This is a genomic window from Streptomyces phyllanthi, from assembly GCF_009377205.1.
In the GTDB taxonomy this organism is placed as follows: Bacteria; Actinomycetota; Actinomycetes; order Streptomycetales; family Streptomycetaceae; genus Streptomyces; species Streptomyces phyllanthi.
Genome location: NZ_VJZE01000153.1, coordinates 1 through 18,000 on the forward strand (window position 1 = coordinate 1; position 18,000 = coordinate 18,000).

At 67.5% G+C, this 18,000-nt stretch carries 15 protein-coding genes, 1 tRNA gene and 2 pseudogenes; 5 read left to right on the forward strand and 13 right to left on the reverse strand.

The features are described from left to right. Positions 1 to 35: 35 nt before the first annotated feature. A complete protein-coding gene (locus tag FNH04_RS21775; RefSeq protein WP_152786778.1) occupies positions 36 to 1,571 on the reverse strand; it encodes an MFS transporter in 1,536 nt (511 codons plus the stop codon). A 196-nt stretch (positions 1,572 to 1,767) separates the two neighbouring features. Here FNH04_RS21775 and FNH04_RS21780 point away from each other — a divergent pair, with 196 nt between their 5' ends. Together FNH04_RS21780 and FNH04_RS21785 are read left to right on the forward strand one after the other, a co-directional pair. Further along, positions 1,768 to 2,496 carry a TetR/AcrR family transcriptional regulator gene (locus FNH04_RS21780; protein WP_152786779.1) on the forward strand — a complete coding sequence of 243 codons (729 nt, stop codon included), beginning with the start codon at positions 1,768 to 1,770 and terminating at the stop codon, positions 2,494 to 2,496. A 317-nt stretch (positions 2,497 to 2,813) separates the two neighbouring features. After that, positions 2,814 to 2,886, forward strand: a tRNA-Arg gene (locus FNH04_RS21785). Positions 2,887 to 2,993: 107 nt separating this feature from the next. On the opposite strand, the pseudogene FNH04_RS21790 reads toward FNH04_RS21785, so the two are convergent. Together FNH04_RS21790 and FNH04_RS21795 are read right to left on the reverse strand one after the other, a co-directional pair. Next, positions 2,994 to 3,308, reverse strand: a pseudogene (locus tag FNH04_RS21790) (tyrosine-type recombinase/integrase); the annotation flags it as partial. Then, positions 3,281 to 3,556, reverse strand: coding sequence for a hypothetical protein (locus tag FNH04_RS21795; RefSeq protein ID WP_152786781.1), 276 nt, complete (start codon positions 3,554 to 3,556; stop codon positions 3,281 to 3,283). The gene FNH04_RS21795 and the pseudogene FNH04_RS21790, both read right to left, overlap by 28 nt. A 793-nt stretch (positions 3,557 to 4,349) precedes the next feature. Here FNH04_RS21795 and FNH04_RS21800 point away from each other — a divergent pair. After that, on the forward strand, positions 4,350 to 5,300 hold the full coding sequence (locus FNH04_RS21800) for a MerR family transcriptional regulator (RefSeq protein ID WP_152786782.1): 951 nt from the start codon (positions 4,350 to 4,352) through the stop codon (positions 5,298 to 5,300). 17 nt (positions 5,301 to 5,317) lie between these two features. Next, positions 5,318 to 5,539, forward strand: a complete 222-nt coding sequence (locus tag FNH04_RS21805; protein WP_152786783.1) for a hypothetical protein — start codon at positions 5,318 to 5,320, stop codon at positions 5,537 to 5,539. Positions 5,540 to 5,831: 292 nt separating this feature from the next. On the opposite strand, the gene FNH04_RS21810 is transcribed toward FNH04_RS21805, so the two are convergent. The 5 genes and pseudogenes from FNH04_RS21810 to FNH04_RS21830 all read right to left on the reverse strand — a co-directional run bounded on the left by FNH04_RS21810 (position 5,832) and on the right by FNH04_RS21830 (position 8,132). Further along, the gene (locus FNH04_RS21810) at positions 5,832 to 6,155 is read right to left on the reverse strand and encodes a helix-turn-helix domain-containing protein (protein WP_009337797.1); all 324 of its coding nucleotides are present in this window, start codon (positions 6,153 to 6,155) and stop codon (positions 5,832 to 5,834) included. Then, a pseudogene (locus FNH04_RS21815) lies at positions 6,155 to 6,524 on the reverse strand (type II toxin-antitoxin system RelE/ParE family toxin). The gene FNH04_RS21810 and the pseudogene FNH04_RS21815 overlap by 1 nt, the downstream one beginning before the upstream one ends. A gap of 382 nt (positions 6,525 to 6,906) precedes the next feature. Continuing rightward, positions 6,907 to 7,212, reverse strand: coding sequence for a PIN domain-containing protein (locus tag FNH04_RS21820; protein ID WP_228031551.1), 306 nt, complete (start codon positions 7,210 to 7,212; stop codon positions 6,907 to 6,909). After that, positions 7,212 to 7,460, reverse strand: a complete 249-nt coding sequence (locus FNH04_RS21825; protein ID WP_152786785.1) for a hypothetical protein — start codon at positions 7,458 to 7,460, stop codon at positions 7,212 to 7,214. The genes FNH04_RS21820 and FNH04_RS21825 overlap by 1 nt, the downstream gene beginning before the upstream one ends. Before the next feature lie 408 nt (positions 7,461 to 7,868). After that, positions 7,869 to 8,132, reverse strand: coding sequence for a hypothetical protein (locus FNH04_RS21830; protein ID WP_386576238.1), 264 nt, complete (start codon positions 8,130 to 8,132; stop codon positions 7,869 to 7,871). A 339-nt stretch (positions 8,133 to 8,471) separates the two neighbouring features. On the opposite strand from FNH04_RS21830, the gene FNH04_RS21835 reads away from it, so the two are divergent. Then, positions 8,472 to 9,308: an alpha/beta fold hydrolase gene (locus tag FNH04_RS21835; protein WP_152786787.1), complete on the forward strand. Its 837-nt coding sequence runs from the start codon at positions 8,472 to 8,474 to the stop codon at positions 9,306 to 9,308. A gap of 750 nt (positions 9,309 to 10,058) precedes the next feature. On the opposite strand, the gene FNH04_RS21845 is transcribed toward FNH04_RS21835, so the two are convergent. The 5 genes from FNH04_RS21845 to FNH04_RS21865 form a co-directional block, all read right to left on the reverse strand. Next, on the reverse strand, positions 10,059 to 11,516 hold the full coding sequence (locus tag FNH04_RS21845; RefSeq protein WP_152786791.1) for an amino acid permease: 1,458 nt from the start codon (positions 11,514 to 11,516) through the stop codon (positions 10,059 to 10,061). Positions 11,517 to 11,933: 417 nt separating this feature from the next. Next, positions 11,934 to 13,508: a helix-turn-helix domain-containing protein gene (locus FNH04_RS21850; protein WP_152786793.1), complete on the reverse strand. Its 1,575-nt coding sequence runs from the start codon at positions 13,506 to 13,508 to the stop codon at positions 11,934 to 11,936. 531 nt (positions 13,509 to 14,039) lie between these two features. After that, positions 14,040 to 15,056, reverse strand: coding sequence for a DNA-directed RNA polymerase subunit alpha (locus tag FNH04_RS21855; protein ID WP_322723494.1), 1,017 nt, complete (start codon positions 15,054 to 15,056; stop codon positions 14,040 to 14,042). A 760-nt stretch (positions 15,057 to 15,816) separates the two neighbouring features. Further along, on the reverse strand, positions 15,817 to 17,235 hold the full coding sequence (locus tag FNH04_RS21860) for an ATP-binding protein (protein WP_152786795.1): 1,419 nt from the start codon (positions 17,233 to 17,235) through the stop codon (positions 15,817 to 15,819). A 68-nt stretch (positions 17,236 to 17,303) separates the two neighbouring features. After that, positions 17,304 to 17,441, reverse strand: coding sequence for a hypothetical protein (locus tag FNH04_RS21865; RefSeq protein WP_228031552.1), 138 nt, complete (start codon positions 17,439 to 17,441; stop codon positions 17,304 to 17,306). Between the last annotated feature and the right edge of the window lie 559 nt (positions 17,442 to 18,000).

Genomic DNA, 18,000 nt, shown 5'->3' on the forward strand with positions numbered 1-18,000 from the left:
GATGGGTGGTGCCTGGCGCGTGGGTGGTGGGTGGTTCAGTGGGCGGCGTCCGCGAACTGGTTCGTGACCTCACCCGCTTCGGCGTCCTCGGCACCCTGGGCGTTCGACTCGGTCCCCTTGCCGTCCCGCATCAGGAAGACCGCGAGGACCGCGGCGGCGACGACACCGCCGGCGGCGGCCAGGAAGCTCGCCGACATCGCGCTGGTGAAGGCCTCGTGGGCGGAGGCGACCAGCGACTTGTCACCGGTGGAGCCGGCCACGGCGAGCGCGTCACCGATGGAGGTACGGGCCGCCTCCGGGGCGTCGGACGGCATGCTGCCCGTGAAGGTGCCGGAGAGGACCGCGCCGAGGACCGCGACACCGAGCGCGGCACCGGCCTGCTGGATGGTGTCGTTGAGCGCGGAGCCGACACCGGCGTGCTCGTCCGGGATCGCACCCATCATGGCCGCCATCGCCGCCGGCATGGCCAGACCGCCACCGGCACCCATCAGGCACATCGCCCCGGCCAGGACGCCCCAGCCGCTCTCGGTGGTCATCTGCGACAGCAGCCCGAACCCGGAGGCGATGACCAGCAGACCCACGACCGCCATGGCCCGGTTGCCGGTCTTCGGGAGCAGGGCGGCGCCGACGCTGTTGAACGCGAGGGTGGCGACGGCCAGCGGGGTGAAGGCCAGACCGGTCTCGGTGGCGCTGTAGCCGAGGACGAACTGCAGGTACTGGGTCAGCACCAGCATCAGACCGCCGTTGGCGAGGGTCAGCAGGACGAGCGAGAAGCTGGCGCCGGTGAAGACACGGTTGCGGAACAGCGACACGGGGACCATCGGCGAGGAGCAGCGGCTCTCCCAGACGGCGAAGGCGATCAGGCTGACGACGGTGACGGCGAGCGAGATCTGCGTGCCGAGGTGGTCCAGGCCGCCGTTGGGGAGCTCGATGATGGTCCAGATCAGAGCGGTCATACCGACCATGGAGAGGACCATGCCCAGCGGGTCGGCCTTGCGCCACGGGCCCTTGGACTCGGGCATCAGGACCAGCGCGGCGACGATGGCCAGGGCCGCGATCGGGATGTTGATCAGGAAGACGACGCCCCACCAGAAGTGCGCGAGCAGCGCGCCACCGAGGACCGGGCCGCCGACGAGACCCACCATGGCGACCGCACCCCAGGCGGCAATGGCCTTGGGCCGCTCGTCGTCATCGAAGACGGTGATGAGGATCGACAACGTGCTCGGCATGACCAGCGCACCGCCGACACCCATCAGCACCCGCCCCAGAATCAGTGCCTCGGGCGTGGTGGCCTCCATCGCCACCACCGAGGCCGCGCCGAACAGGGCCAGCCCGATGATCATCACTCTCCGGCGGCCGAACTTGTCGGAGAGGCTGCCGGCGGTCAGCAGTAACCCGGCGAAGACCAGCATGTACGAGTCGAGGATCCACTGGAGGTCCTGGGCGCTCGCCTTCAGATCCTCGGCGATCGTCGGGATCGCCACGGTGAGAACCATGTTGTCGATGACCAGCACGAGGGTGCTGAGGCACAACACGATCAGGATGAGCCAGCGACGCGGGTGACGATCCATGTCAGACCTTCCAGGGACGTAACGGACCCGACGGCTGAGACCGGCAGGTAAAGGCGAGACGGAGCGGCTTGCAAACGCCGTTCGCGACGAGAAACACCGTACCTCGATGCGAACAGTGTACGCAAGAGCGTACGGCGACCGGCGCAGGCGTACACTGCTCACAGACAGAGGTCGCCGTACGCGGAGGAGGAAGCCCATGGCAGCCCAGGAGAAGGTGATCCAGTCGGTGTGGACACGCCCACGGAGCAGCCGCGAACAGCCCGTGCTGAGCAGGGAGCAGATCGTGTCCGAGGCGCTGCGGCTGCTCGACACCGACGGCATCGACGCACTGAGCATGCGCAAGCTGGGCACACGCCTCGGCGCCGGCGCCACCTCGCTCTACCGGCACGTGGCCAACAAGGACGAACTGATCGAGCTGGCCGTGGACGAGATCTACGGCGAGGTCGAACTACCGCACTCCGACGACCCGGCGAACTGGCGCACCGACACCGCACACTGCGCCCACAGCCTGCGCCGTACGATCCTGGGGCACTCCTGGATCGCCTCGGTGTTCGGCGAAATGGGCATGTCACACCTGGGCCCCAACTCGATGCGGCTCTCCGAGGCCCTGCTCACGCTGTTCATCCGAGCAGGCTTCCCGCCCGCGGAGGCCGGCCCCGCCGGTTCGACGGTCGTCGCGTACGTCACCGGCACGGCCACCACGGAGGCCGCCTGGCTGACCGCACTCGCCCGCAGCGGCAAGACGGAACAGGAATGGGTGGAAAGCATGTACCCCGCCGCCGAACAAGCCGCGCAGGACTACCCGCACGTGCGCGAGGACTACGCCGGACAACGCGGCAAGGACCCCGCCACGATGCGCGAGGAGAACTTCGAGTACGGCCTGCAACGCGTCCTGGACGGCCTGGAAACCCGCCTGGCGCACTGAGTGGCGGCAGGGACCGGGCCCGGTGGCCGGGCTGAGCAACGGGCCCGCCCCTCGGACGCGTTGACGTGACGCACCCCTCGACGGCCACCACGTGGGGCACGGCGGGGACGAATCCCACCCAGGCCACCACCCAACCATGACCCGCCACCCGACCCCGACCCGCCCGACTCACCGACCACCGGAGCGCCAACCGCTACACTGTGGGCGGTGGCACAGCTGTACGTCGGCCGGGCCACCACACCCCTGTCAGAACCGTGACCACATGGCTCCACCCACCCGGGCACAAAGCCGGACACACTCCGACAGGTCCCCGCCTCGCCTTCGTAGCTCAGGGGATAGAGCACCGCTCTCCTAAAGCGGGTGTCGCAGGTTCGAATCCTGCCGGGGGCACACGCAGAAGGGCCAGCTCAGGAGGGTTTCCTCCCAGGCTGGCCCTTCGTCGTGTTCGAGGCCGTGCCACACACGTGCCACTAGAGTCCACGCGGAGTCCACATCCCCTAGCCGGGGACCTCTCCCCCGCCCTCGCGGATCATGGCCCCGAGCCGATCGGCGATGGCCCGGTCACGGTCGCTGGTTATGTGCTGGTAGATCAGCGCCGCGCGGGAGCTACTGTGCCCCATCCGCGTCATCAGCTCACGAGTGCTGGCCCCGGCCGTGGAGGCCAGCGTATTGCCCGTGTGACGGAGGTCGTGGCAGTGCAGCTCGGCCGTGACGCCCGCAGCGTATCGGCCGCGCTCCCCGACCTGGAGCCGTGGTTCGTCAAGGCGCTGCCCGACCTGCTGTCCTACGAGCCGGCCATCAGCACCGGCGGCGCCCATCTCGGCGACGGGTCCTGGGAGCGCGAGGTCACCCGCAGCGTGATGCAGCTCCGCGGCATGCACACCGTGGAGGAGTACATCGACAAGACGGGCGAGATCGTCGCCTCGAACGCCGCCCAGTTCGCGCCGACGGTCGTCAGGAGGAGCCAGCGGTGGCCGAGCCCGAGCGGTCGCCGTACGTCGGCCTCGCCCTCCTGGACGACCTGGACACGGCGGCCACGGGCACGAAGTGGAAGGTGCACAAGCTCGTCACCCGGAGCCGTCGCTCAGGTCCATTCGCGGTCAGGTCGGACGGGACAGAACGCCGTATGCGATCAGCGGGGTGGAAGAACGGCAGTGGTCCACGTCCGACGTATGGGTCAGGGCTTGATCAAGTTCCGTGAGTGTCCGGGTTGTGGGTGATGCCTGGGCGACACCCACCCTTCCACCCTGGCCAGCCGTAACAACCTCGCGTATGCCCGTGAAGCTGCCGCGACCGTACAGCAACCCGATACAGCAACCCCAACAACCGCCCCCAACCTTCAGCGCTCCTCAGGCACTTCCGACGAACCGGAATGCCCCCCCTCAGCGACCGATCCACATAGAGCTACCTATCAGAAGGCGGCGGGATCGTCACGGGTCGGCCGTCGCGGGTTGCTCTGGTCGACGAAAACCTTGGATAGCGTGGCTGAGGCCAGCGGGGGTGCAGCGAGACACACGCGCGCCTGATCGGTCGACGCACCCGCCGTCGTGGCTGACTGCCGTCGGCTGAGGCTCAGCCCCAAGACCGAGCTTCCGCCCAAGGTTGTCTGGAGCGAACGGGTCGTGCCATTCGCGTGCCAGATCCTGCGGGGAACCACGGGGAACAGCGGGGATTGGTCCCAGGTGCGACCAGCGCCCCGACACCGCCCCGCCGCAGGTCAGCCCAGCAACTGCCCCCAAGAACCCCAAGCTTCCCAAGCTGAGAGCGCGAGTTCGATTCTCGTCACCCGCTCCACGAAGAAGGACCGGGTCAGAGATTGAGTCTCCCGTGGGGGGAGACAGCAAGCTGGGAGCATGGACAGCGACACGCTCTATTCCATCGGAGAACTATCCCGCCGGACCGGTCTGACGGTGAAGACCATCCGGTACTACTCCGACCAGGGCATCGTCCCGCCAACCGACCGTAGCCCAGCGGGCTACCGGCTATACGGCCTCGACGCACTCGCACGCCTGAGCCTGGCCCGCGCGCTGCGCGATCTCGGGCTCGACCTGGCAACCGTGCGCAAGGTGCTCGACCGGGAGGCGTCCATACCGGAAGTCGCCGAAGCACACGCCGACGCCCTGGACATACAGATCCAGGCCCTCCGCCTGCGCCGGGCAGTCCTACGAGCAGTCGCCAGAGGCTGCCCCACCACCATGGAGATGGACCTCATGCACCGACTCGCCACGCTCACCCAGACCGAACAACGCCGCCTGGTGGCCGACTTCATCGACGACGCGTTCAAGGGTTGTGACGCCAACCCCGAGTTCGTGGCCCTGATGCGATCCGCCCTGCCCGAGCTCCCCGACGATCCCACGCCCGAACAAGTCGGGGCCTGGGTGGAACTCGCAGAACTCTGCCAGAACGCGGACTTCCGTACCGCAGTCCGCCGCATAGCCGAGCACCAAGCAGAAGAGCCTTCCCAACAGGGCGTCAGCGGTCTGCATGCCGGTCTCAACCAAGCGACGTGTGAACGAATCGACGAAGCCGTATCCGCCGGCATCCTTCCGGCCTCCGCCAAAGCCGCACCCCTTGCCGACTCGCTGGGCGGCCTCTACGGCCACGCCTTCGAGAGTGCTGGCAACGGTAATCTTCGCCGCTGGCTCCTCGCCCGCCTGCAGACAACCGCCGACCCACAAGCCGAGCGCTACTGGCAGCTCCTGGCGACGATCAACGGATGGCCTGCATCACCAACACTCGCTCCCGTTTACACCTGGTTCACCACCGCCCTTCGCGATGCTTCTGCCAGGGCAGCGACGTCTTGAGCTCCGGAGGGCATCACATGAAGTACGACGCATTACAGATCCTCGGTGTGGCTCTCCTCGTCCTTGGAGGACAGGGAGCGATCCGCCAGCTCGTCGATCACAGCAACGCCGGCCTACTCGGCTGGCTGCCGGGCGGATTCGCGGTCAGCATCACCGCCTACGTTGTCGCCGTCGCCATCGGCGCGGTTGTCGCGGGCTGGGCCCACAGCAAGGCGAAGGCTGTCGGGCGCAGGAGCTGACAGGTCGACTTGAGAGGGCACGCGACAGGGCCCCCGAGACGGGACAAGGCCTGTGCGCCCACTCCAAAACTGACATCCATGAGTGACATCAACGGCGCCGGACGCCAGCGTCCTTGCACGGTCCGGGATGGCCGGTGTGGCCTTGCGGCTCTCTCACAACGCCGACCAGTGATCGAATTCCTAAAGCGGGTGTCCGCAGGTTCGAATCCTGCCGGGGCACAGAAGAAGGGCACCTACGGACTCTCGTAGGTGCCCTTGGGGATTCATGGCCGATGGCCCGCCTGCCAGCGGCTCAAGCGGCGTGCGGGGTGAAGGTGACATGCGAGTCGCCTTCGTCGATGGTCAGGTTCAGCGTGCCCTCCAGGGCCTTGGCCAAGCGCCGCAGCAGCGGGAGAGTCGGCACGGTGTCGCCGCCCTCCATCCGGGAGACCTGAGGCTGAGTCATCCCGGCCCGCTCTGCCAGTTCCGCCTGGGACAGGCCGAGCTCGATCCGGCGGTTATAGACCGCCTGCCCGAGATCGCCGGCCAGTCGCGCGTCGACGTACTCCTGGTCGTACTCCACCGCCTCACCCGCAAGCTGCCGAGCCCGGCGCGTCCTCCACGTGCTGTGATTCATCAACTCTCCTTGCGCCGCTCGTACGTGTGCTGGGCATGGCCATGCTCGGCCTCGCAGACTTTCTGGGCCTGGTGCGCACGCTCGACTTCCGCCGCTTCACGCATCCTCGTCTTACGGAAGACTGTCAGCAGCACGATCCGTTGTCCTGGCGCGAGCCAGTACGGGATGCGTACGGCTTCGCCGTCCAACTCGAAGCGGAGCTCACGTAGCTTGCCACCCAGGTGCCGTGAGTACGGCTCGCCGAGGGTCGTCGGCTCGTCCAGCAGTCGGTCCGTCTTGTCCTCGACCCGCCGGTAGAGGCGGAACGGAAGCAGTTCCAGCCAAATCCCGTACCTCGGGTTCGATCTCGATCTCCCACCGCTCCGTCATGCAATCAACGGTATATACATCCAAGTACATAACGCAATCCGCCACGGACATTGGAGCTGCACCGCCCCAGGCTGCGCTGCCCTCTCAACCCGCCCGAAAAGGTCGCTACCTCCGGCCGACCCAGAACGGATTCGGCACACATGAGGACGGGAAGCCTCGCAAAGACGTGAGAATTACCGAGGAGAGTTTTCCCAGGCCAGACAGCTATCAGCAGACGTTTCCACAGGTCACAGCCCCGCCCAGAGAAAACTCCTAAAGCGGGTGTCGCAGGTTCGAATCCTGCCGGGGGCACAGCAAAGCACCAGGTCAGGAGCCCTTCCGTCCAGCGGGCGGGAGGGCTCCTGCGGTGGCAGCACACATACGGCACCGACGCCGCGGCCACCTACAGTTGCTGCTCCCGCGGATTGACCACCAGAGCCCCCGTTCGGGCCATGTGCTTGATGTTGCGTGTGGCCACCGTCCAGCCGTTGGCCAGGGCGGTGGCGGCGATCAGGGCGTCCGGTGGGTCGATGCTGGTGCCGGCAAGCTTGAGCGTCCTGTGGATGGTGAGGTAGGCGGCGGCTTCCGGTTCGCCGATCAGTGCGATGCGGTCACGGAATTCGTGCCGTACCGCAGCGAGGGCTTGTGCGTAGCGGGCTTGCATTACGGGATCCGGGGCGGCGGCAACGCCTGCCTCGATCTCGGCCACTAGGAGCGGGCGCCGAACTCCAGCCCCTCGAAGGGCCGGGAGAGCAGGAATTCCTCGAAGCCGTCGTTGCTCAGCGTCACCCAGCGGTGCAGCATCTCGGGCAGAGCCTCGATCTCCGTGTCGGCGAGCTCCGCGTCGAAGTGCCGACGCTGGTCCTCAGGCAGGGACTCCCGGATGTCACGGATGGTCCGCAGCGGATGCGACGACGGGCGCGGCGGGTGAGGCACACCGCTCGGAGCTGTGGTCATCGTCATCCCCTCCGCGTGCATCGGGCTGCGTACTGCTGCTGGTCCCAGGCTACGGGTTTCCGCCTGCCCGCCCACAGCTTTGGGACGAGAGTGGGGCATCCGTCAGCCCGGCCGCCGAGCGACAGCGGCAGTTCTTACGGCGTGCGCCTGGTCGTCCTCGTCAACAGGTACCGCCCCCAACCAAGTGGCCGACCGGAACGGATTCGACACATGAGGCCGGGAATGGCTGAGAATGTGCGAGAACCGTGGAGGAGTGATTTCGCAGATCAGGCGCACTGGAGGCTACGTTTACGCAGGTCACGGCCTCATCCAAGGAAAACTCCTGCCGCGGGTGTCGCAGGTTCGAATCCGGCCGGGGGCACAACGCGTTACCGCTCTGACCTGGGGTTTCTTCCCCAGAGCAGCGCTCTATTCGGCCTCGGACTCCTCGTCCGGGGCCGTTTGCGTGAGCGGTGCGTGAGCGGACTGGGAGTTGATCTCCTGAATGACGCCCGACGGATCAGCATCATCCGGCACGGACTTCTCCGTCTTGTCCGGCTCGGTCGCCGCTGCGGAAGGAGGCTTCTCGAAGGTCGCGCGGGCGCGCGGTACCAGCCGGGCCGCGGCCTCGGCGATCGCCAGATCCGCCTCGGGAAGCAGGCTCGTGTACGTGTCGGCCGTGATGGTGATCAAGGAGTCCGCCGAGCATCTCCTGTTGGCGGGCCCACGCCGCCCTGGCGCTCAAGCCCGAGATGGACCGGCTGCGCGAGCGCATCGCCGATCCCAAAGGCGGTCGGCTCTCGGGTGTTACCGGCGAAGTTCGTCACCGACACCATGGCCGGCCCCCCCGACGCGCCACCACCCGACTTCCCCCGAGCTCGAGTTCAACTTCATTTGTCGTCATCAAGGCGTGTTCCGTTGTTGCGCGTCCTGGCCGCTGGGGCTCCGATGAGTTTTCAACCCCACGGGGGTCTCAACGGCAGCAGCTCACGCCACAGCAGTGACACCCCTATGTGAACCGGAGAGAAAGACATGTCAGCAGCCCGAGAGCATGCATCCCAGGCCGACGCACTCGTCGTCTCCGCTGACGGCACCAAAATTGCTTTCGAGCAGTCGGGCAGCGGGCCAGCCGTCGTCCTGGTGGCCTCCGCCCTTGCCGACCGCTCCGACACCACCAAACTCGCCGCCCTCCTCGCCGAGCACTTCACAGTGATCAACTACGACCGGCGCGGCCGGGGCGCCAGCGGTGACGCCGACGCCTACGCCGTCGAGCGCGAGATCGAGGACATCGCCGCCCTGATTGAACACGCCGGCGGCTCGGCGTCGCTGTTCGGCCCCTCCTCCGGAGCGGTGCTCGCCCTGCGCGCGGCCGCCGCCGGACTGAACATCGACCGCCTGGCCCTGTACGAGCCGCCGTTCGTCGTCAGCGACGGCGACCACGGACCGCCCAGGGACTTCAGCCAGCAGATCACCGCGCTGCTCGCGCAGGGACGCGACAGCGACGCGGTCAAGTACTTCATGACCAGAGTGCAGGGCATGCCCGGTATCGCCGTGTTCTTCATGAAGCTCATGCCGAAGATGTGGGCGAACCTCACCAGGCTGGCCCGCACCCTGCCCTACGACATCGCGGTCATGGGCGACACCCAGCAGGGCAAACCGCTCGACGCCGAGGAGTGGAAGGGCGCGAGCGTGCCTACCCGGGTGCTGACCGGCGGCAAGAGCCCGACCGCCTTCCAGCGCGCCGCCCGCGCCGTCACCGGGATCCTGCCGCAGGCCGACCACCGCACCCTGCCCGGCCTCAACCATGGCGCTGTCGTCATGGCACCGAAGAAGATCGCCCCGCAGATCACCGAGTTCCTCAAGGGATGAGCTTGTCATTCGAGCCGTCGGCGGCGCGCTCTTTGACGGCGGCGTGGTTGAACGGCTCATCGTTGGATCCACTCGCCTCAGGGGAGTCCAAGCATGAGCGCGTGCACGCCGTCCGTTGGGCGCTGAAACCCCGGTGCGTCACCGCAGCCGGCGTGCGGGTCGTGACACGGCGGCCCTGGGGCCGACGGGGCCCGGGCCACCACCCGGTCGCCGTCCTCGGCGATCCAGGTCCATTCTGGCCGGTACATTCCCTGGCCGAGTTCATCGCGATATCGGACCGCGGCTTCACCGGCGTACGGCCGGACAGAACGCGCCCTGACGTGGCTCGCCGCCCCATGTCCGGATGGCGAGCCGAGCGCAGAGAACACCTGTTCAGAGGCCCTTCCGTCCGTCGGATGGGAGGGCCCCTGCGCTAGCAGCGCACAAGCGGTGCGCGCAGAGAGTGGGGAGCCGGCGCGGGACGGCCGTGAAGACCGAACTGGCCCGGCTTCGGCACGAGACCTTGAGGATCCACCGCTCGGTACGGATCGGTGTGCGGTGCGGCCTGTGGTGTGTGCGGGCGGGAGAAGTGGTTGGTGATCCCGCTTCGCTGAGCTCGCGGTTGCGGCCGGCCCGCCGCTGGGACGTGGTGGGCAGGACCTGGAAGCGTTCGGCCGCTCACCGGCGCCCGCGCGTCCACTCCTGGAACGGTGACGGCTCCCCGCCGAGGACGGCGGGGAGCCGTGAACGCCTTGTGGCAGTCCGCGGCGGCTACTTCGGGGCGGCCACGTCCTCAGTGCTCTTCGGGCGTGTTCGCTCCCGGACCAGCGAGACCGCGATCACCAGAGCGGCCACGAGCAAGGAGAGCAGCACCTGGCTCCGTCCTCCGCCCTCCTTGTCGTCGGTGAGCATGTAGACGAGCACGAACGAGATCATCGCGATCGTCGCCCATGTCAGATACGGGAACAGCCACATCCGGACAATGAGCTTTTCCGGATCCTCGCGCAGGATGATCCCCCGCATCCGCAGTTGCGAGAAGGCGATGACCAGCCATACGAAGAGCGCGACCGCGCCCGAGGAGTTCAGCAGGAACTGGAACACCGTGTCCGGCCACAGGTAGTTGAAGCCGACCGCCACGAAGCCGAAGGCCACGGAGGCCAGGATCGCGGGCTGTGGGACACCTCCCGCGTTCGTCCGTACGAAGGACCGCGGGGCGTCGCCACGCTGCCCGAGAGAGAAGGCCATACGGGAGGCGGTGTACAGGCCGGAGTTGAGACAGGACAGCACGGCGGTCAGCACGATGAAGTTCATGATCTCGCCGGCGTGCGGGATGCCGATCGAGTCCAGGGCCGCGACGTACGACCCCTTCTTCTCGATCGCGGGGTCGTTCCACGGCAGCAGGGAGACCACGACGAGGATCGAGCCGACATAGAAGACGCCGACCCGCCAGATCACGCTCCTGGTGGCCTTCGCGACCTGCCGCCGCGCGTCCGGGGACTCAGCGGCGGCAAGGGTGACGATCTCGCTGCCCATGAAGGAGAAGACGACCAGCAGAATGCCGGTGAGGATCGCTCCGGGCCCGTTCGGCAGGAAACCGCCGTGTTCGGTGAGGTTGCCGAAGCCCGTCGCGGCGTTGTCGGAGCCGGGCAGCACACCGAAGATCGCCAGGCCGCCGAGGACGATGAAGCCTGCGATGGCGACGACCTTGATGCCTGCGAACCAGAACTCGAACTCGCCGAAGGAACCGACCGACACCAGGTTCGTGGCGGTGAGGACCACCATCACGATCAGTGCCCAGGCCCACTGCGGTACGGCCGGCACCCACCCTTCCAGGATCACGGCACCCGCGGTCGCCTCGACGGCGAGCACGACGACCCAGAAGAACCAGTACAGCCAGCCGATCGAAAACCCGGCCCAGCGGCCCAGCGCCCGGTCCGCGTAGGCGGAGAAGGAGCCGGAGGTCGGGTTGGCCGCGGCCATCTCCCCGAGCATCCGCATCACCAGGACGACCAGGGCCGCGACCAGCGCATACGACAGCAGGATGCCGGGCCCGGCGGCGGCGATACCGGAAGCGGAGCCCACGAAGAGGCCGGCGCCGATCACACCACCGATGGCGATCATGGACAGATGGCGGTTCTTGAGACCGGCCTTCAGACCTGCCTGCTCCGGGGGCTGACCGTCGGCGGGTGGGGTGGCAGTGGCCAGAGCATCAGGGGGACGCGTAGTCATGTCGACATCCATCCGTTGAGTGGTTGGGGAGCCGTGCGGGGAGTTGGCTGCCGTGTTCGCCTGGGCACTTCTTCACAGATCACCGGTTCACAGATCACCGGTTCACAGATCACCGGATTCCCGGATCGGCGGCGGGGACGAGCAGGCCGGTAGGGCAGAGGCACGGCCACGGCCACGGCCCTGAAGATTTCCGAAAGCGTTCACGGTGCGGGGCGCGGTATCCGGATGCCGTGCAGGTGATGGGGTCGTCACCGCACGTCCGCGCTGCGCTCCGCCTCCTCGTGAGAGGCGGTCCGTATCACTTGCGGAAGTAGATTTGCGCAAGCGTATGGAAAGTCATGGGGCGGTGTGTTTGTGCAGCACGACGAATTCGTCGCCGATGGCTGTACGAACCGCCAATGCGGAAGCGAAGCGAGATCAGGTGGCGGGCGGCAGCCGCAACTGGAGCATGGCAAGCAGACGCTGGTCAGGACGGCTCAGGTCGAGACCGGTCAGCTCCTCGGCCCGGCGAAGGCGATAGCGCAGCGTGTTGGGGTGCACATGCAGCTGGGCGGCGGCAGCCCGTACGTCACCGAGGGAATTCAGGTAGGTCAGAAGGGTCTCCGCCAGGCGGCCCTGGTGTCGGCTGTCGTGCGCGACGAGGGCGGTCAGCCGTGGATCCCGTATCTCGGTATGGACGGAGAGCAGCGTCAGCACTTCGCTGACCAGTACTTCCGCCTGGATGTCCGGCAGCGCGGCGACCGCGGTGGGTACGTCGGCCCCCAGCATGGCGTCGAGGATGCGGTCGGCTTCCCGGCGTGACTCCGGGACGTCGCCGAGCCCGGACACCACGCAACCGACCGAGCCGCGCAGTGGCAGGCCCAGGTGTCGGCGTGCGGCGTCGGTGATCTCCTTACCCCAGCCGCGCAGCGTGTCTATGTCGATGCTGCGTGGCAACTGGGGCAGGAGCACGTAGATCCGGGGATCGACCTGCGTGACCAGCGCGCTGCGGTGCCGGGCGGCTATGTGCACGGACACCAGGTTGGTGACTTCGGTATGGGTCAGCTCCGGTGCGGCGACGACCTCCGCGGTTCCGTACGAGAAACCCAGGACGGCGGCCGGGCGAGTCGCGTCGAATCCCAGATGGGTGGCCAGCGGCTGGGGCCCGGTGTTCCCCTCCAGAAGTCCGGCCAGCAGGGTCCGGGTGAACGTCAGGTCCTCCGAGAGTTCCCGGCGGCGGCGCACCAGGTGGAGCGCGGCGACCCGGGCGGCACCCAGCAGTGCCTGGCCCGAGCGTTCGGACAGCGGTGTCGAGCCCTCCTGCACCCAGATGGTCCCCAGTTGCCGGTCCCCTGACCGGATGGCCACCGCAAGCCGACGGCGGATCCCCAGCTCGGGGTGGCTGTCGATACTGATCACCTCGTCGCTGGAGTGCAGGTGCTGGAACACACCCCACTCGCGCAGCTTCGCCAGGTACGCCTCCGGTCCCTGCCAGCCGAGGATGGAGCGCCGCCGCAGGTCGTCGATCTCGTCGGAATCGGTGGAGCGGGAGTACGCCAGCACCCGGTTGGCGGCGTCCTCGATGCTGACGATGCCGCTGGTGAGGATGGCGATGGTCTGGGCGAGCGAGAACAGATCGCCCTCATCGGCCTCTCCTGCGGGGTGGCCCGGCGGCGCGTCGTCGAGGGCGGCGCGGGCCAGGGCGTTCACCTGTTCCCAGCGTGCTTCGCCGCGTAACGAGAGCAGGGCGACCCCGGCTTCGGCGGCGGTCTCGCTGAGGGCCGCGGCCTGGCCCGGACCATCCAGTCTGACCACGACGCCGGCGGCTCCGTCGCGCCCGGCGGCCCGCAGCGCGGGATAAGCGGCTCGGCCACGGGCACCGATGACGAGAACCAGCTCGCCCGGCTGAGTGGCCGGCGGGTCCTCGGGATCGAGCAGGGCAACGCCGCGGATCTCGACGTCCAATCCGGCGGGAGCCGCCTGCAACTCCACCAGCGAATCACCCAGAGCCATCAGCAATTCGCGCAGGCTGGTGCTCGCGGTAGGCGGAGTTTCCGCGGCCGGATCCATGATCGTCGCCTCTGCTGGGAGCCATGCCTGGCCCTGATGCTATCTGTCGGGCGACAGGGACCACACCGGGGCGATGGTGGGCCGCGGCGCGTGCGACGGCACGGCACGATGTCTTTCGAGCCGGAGTATGAACATGGGGCTCGCAGGGCTTGGTCGGGGACAGTCACCGCATCCGCCCGAGCGTGAGCGTTGCGTGCGCGGATGGCCGAGCAGCAGCCGTCACGAGCCGGACCGGGATGGGAATGCTCCTCAAGCGGAGTCCTGCCGGGGGCACCATGTCTGAACAGGCACGGAGCATCGAACAGCCCCCTCGGATTGATCTCCGAGGGGGCTGTTTCGTGCCCCGGGGGGCAAACGGGGGACGTCAGGCGACGTTCTCGGCCGCACCTGAGGGGACAAGGGGCAGGACAAGGTAGCGATGGCGGCCGTCTTCACCCTCGTGATCAGGTCGGAGGGCTTGGGCCGGCACAGCGTTCAGTACTGCTCGGTCTCCACGAAACCCGCGTCCGCGTTGTCGTCCGCGTCGAAGGCAGCGGCGGTCGGGTCGAATCCGGGCGGGCTGTCCTTGAGGCCCAGGCCCATGCCGGCCAGCTTCGCCTTGACCTCGTCGATCGACTTCGCACCGAAGTTACGAATGTCGAGCAGGTCGGCCTCGGAACGCGCCAGCAGCTCACCCACCGAGTGGACGCCCTCACGCTTGAGGCAGTTGTACGACCGAACGGTGAGCTCCAGCTCCTCGATCGGCAGCGCCAGATCGGCGGCGAGGGCGGCGTCCGTCGGGGACGGACCCATGTCGATGCCCTCGGCGTCGATGTTCAGCTCGCGGGCGAGACCGAACAGCTCGACCAGCGTCTTACCGGCGGAGGCCATGGCGTCACGCGGACGCATCGCCTGCTTGGTCTCGACGTCGACGATCAGCTTGTCGAAGTCGGTGCGCTGCTCGACACGGGTCGCCTCGACCTTGTACGTGACCTTCAGCACGGGGCTGTAGATGGAGTCGACCGGGATACGGCCGATCTCCTGACCGACCTGCTTGTTCTGCACGGCGGAGACGTAGCCGCGACCGCGCTCGACGGTCAGCTCCATCTCCAGCTTGCCCTTGCCGTTGAGCGTGGCGAGGACGAGGTCGGGGTTGTGCACCTCGACACCGGCCGGGGGCGCGATGTCGGCGGCGGTGACCAGCCCCGGGCCCTGCTTGCGCAGGTACATCACGACGGGCTCGTCGTGCTCCGAGGAGACGACCAGCTGCTTGATGTTGAGGATCAGGTCGGTGACGTCCTCCTTGACGCCCGGCACGGTGGTGAACTCGTGCAGAACGCCGTCGACGCGGATGGACGTGACCGCCGCACCCGGGATCGAGGACAGGAGGGTGCGGCGGAGGGAGTTGCCGAGGGTGTAGCCGAAGCCCGGCTCCAGCGGCTCGATCACGAACCGGGAGCGGAACTCGTCGACGACCTCTTCGGTCAGGGACGGACGCTGAGCAATCAGCACGAGGTATTGCCTCCAGTGTTTGGCGCCCGCTATGTGACGCTGTAGACACTACGAAGGGTACGGGCTCGCCCTCCTACGAGGGCGAACCACCCGACTCCGCCCAGGCACCGTCTCCAGCACGACGCATGAGCAATTGGCGCCTCGCCAGGAAGGCATCCTTGCGGAACGCATTCGGCACACACGACGGGAAACCCCGTGAACAGCTGAGAAGCACTGAGGGGCGTTTTCCCGGACGGGACACACTGCGCTCGGCGTTTCCGCAGGTCACAGCCCTACGCAGGGAAAACTCCCAAAGCGGGTGTCGCAGGTTCGAATCCTGCCGGGGGCACAGCAAAAAGGGCCAGCTCAGGAGGTATTTCCTCCCAGGCTGGCCCGTCGTCGTGTTCGAGGCCGTGCCGCACGCGTGCCGCTAGTGCTGTGATCACGTAGGTTCGCCGGGGTGGCGGTCGTGGCGGTGGATGTGCGGTGATACCCGGTCCGACCGCTGGAGGCGTGTAAATCTGGAGGACGTCTGGGGAGGGGGCGTACGTGGAGTGTTTTCCCCAGGCCGGTTCGAATCCTGCCGGGGGCACCACGCATGACCGCTCTGACCTGGGGTTATCCCCCAGGGAGGGCTCCTGCTCGGCCTCGGACTCATTGTTCGGGGCCGTTTGCGTGAGCGGGAGGACGTCACCGTCGCGGTGGGCCGGGGGCTCGCGGGCCGGCCCAAGTGGGGGCAACAGGCGATGGACACCTGACCCCAACACGTATTCCGGCATCCTCAGGAGGACCACGCCGCGAGGAGTTCCGTCGGGCCGTACGCAGCGTCGAGCCCCGCGCAGTCGGTCCCGCTGCGCGAGATGGCGATCACAGGCACGGGAGCAGGTGTGAGCGCGGCGCGGTGCCGGTGCAGCGCCGCGAGATCGTGCCGGTCGAACGGGGAGTTCTCCAGCCACTTCACCGAGCCGACGAACAACAGCTCCTTGGCGATCGGCGCGCGGTCCGCTCCCACGATGTCGATCTCCACATCGTTGGTTCGGGTCCAGTAACCGCCGATGGCGGGGGCAGTCGGGAGGTTCGCATCGGGAAGTAGCCGTGCCAGAGCCTCGCGCACCAGAGGTTCAATGGCCCTGCCACGCCAGCTGGTCCAGTTCTCACGGATGCGCTGCAGCGTCAGGTCACCCCGGCCCCGCTCGATCTCCTCCATCGCCGGGCCCAGGAGCTTCAGCCAGAAGCGGAGGTAGGGATCCGCGACCCGGTAGCGGCGATCCTTCGAAGGCCGTGTGGACACGGGAAGCTCCGCCGCGATCACCCGCTTGTCCGCAAGGATCCCCAGCGACCGCTGTAGCGGGGTCGCCCCGATCCCGCCGGCGGCGCGGGCAATGTTGGAGAACGTCCGCTCACCGCTGCCGATCGCCGAGAGGACGGTGCGGGCCTGGACCTGCTGGGGGAACTCCGCAGCAAGCGAGCGCTCCGCCGACACCAGCAAAGCCGAGACCGGATCGCTGAGCGCCGCCTGCAGGAACTCCCACATCCCGGCGCCGTGCGTCCACTCCGCACAGATCAGAGGCAGTCCACCGGTGATCAAGGCCGCATCGAAGGCCGAGGCAGGATCGAGGCCGAGCATCTCGCCCACCTCCGCCGGGTTGAGCGGACCCAGCACCATCTCTCGTCCACGCTGATGGAACGGGCGTCCGTAGCTGTTCAGCGCCTCCATCATCGACAGGTCGGAACCGATGAGAACCAGCAGAACCGGCGACTTCTCCAGCACTCGGTCCCAGGCCCGCTGAAGCATGCCCTCGAAGGCGCCTTCCGCATCCATCAAATAGGGCACCTCGTCCATGACCACCACGCTCGCCCGGTCGTGCGGAAGTGCCGCCGCCAGTACCTCGAAGGCCGCATCCCAACTCGCCGGGCGGGCCGCGGACAGCAGATTCGCCAGCGGAAGGCTGGACGACTGCGCATCCTGGCTGAACCGCTCCAGGTCCGCCCCCGGCGACGCCCCTGTGGCGGCATAGAAGAGGAACGGCGCACCGGACCTCTCGGCGAACCGCTCCACCAACCGCGACTTACCCACCCGGCGGCGCCCTCGAAGCATCACGCACCGCCCGGGCCGCTCCCCGCCGACCCCGGCCGTCACCTTGCCCAGCTCGCGATCCAGCGTCTCGAGCTCGTGCCGCCTGCCCACGAAATCTGCCATGCCGCCACCTCCCCAGTATCACCTAACGCCACGGATACTAACATCACAGTTAGCAACATTAATGTTGGTTACAGGTCGGGCTCCTCCGCGTCGGCGGGCCCGGACTCCGCTTCGGAAGCGATGTTCTCGGAGGTGGCACGGGCGCGCGGTACGAGCCGGGCTGCGGCCTCGGCGATCGCCAGGTCCGCCTCGGGGAGCAGGCTCACGTCGTCGCTGACCTGGGATTCCTCCCCCAGGGAGGCGTTCCACTCAGCCTCGGACTCCTCATCCGGGGCCGTTTGTGTGATACCGGGCCACGCTGCTTCCTGGCCATGCACGCCTCTCGCGCGTAACGGGGAGATCTCTTCGAAACATTCGAAGAGCCGAACTGGGAAATTTGATCTCGCGATCGCGGGTGGCGACGAGCACATCGATTCACTCCATCGATCACCGCTATGACCAGCCCGAACAACCTCCGAGGACATTATCGGCTTGATCGAATGTTTCGGGATCAATGTCGAAACTATTGACGGTTGGCAGGGTCATATCAAAACTGTCTGGCGTTGGCAGAGTTCACCACTGTCGACACGGGCTGGCACGAACCACCCGTCGACACAAGTCGCCCAGCCCCCGTCAGCCTTCGAGGAGGAAGCACGCTCTTGACTTCCTCCCCCTCGTGAACGAGGGGGATTCCTACGGCTCGCGCCGTGGGGTTTTCTGCTTCATCGCCGACTGCCCGCCCGGAGTTCTCCGTTGAGGTCTTACACCAGCTCCACAGACAGACAC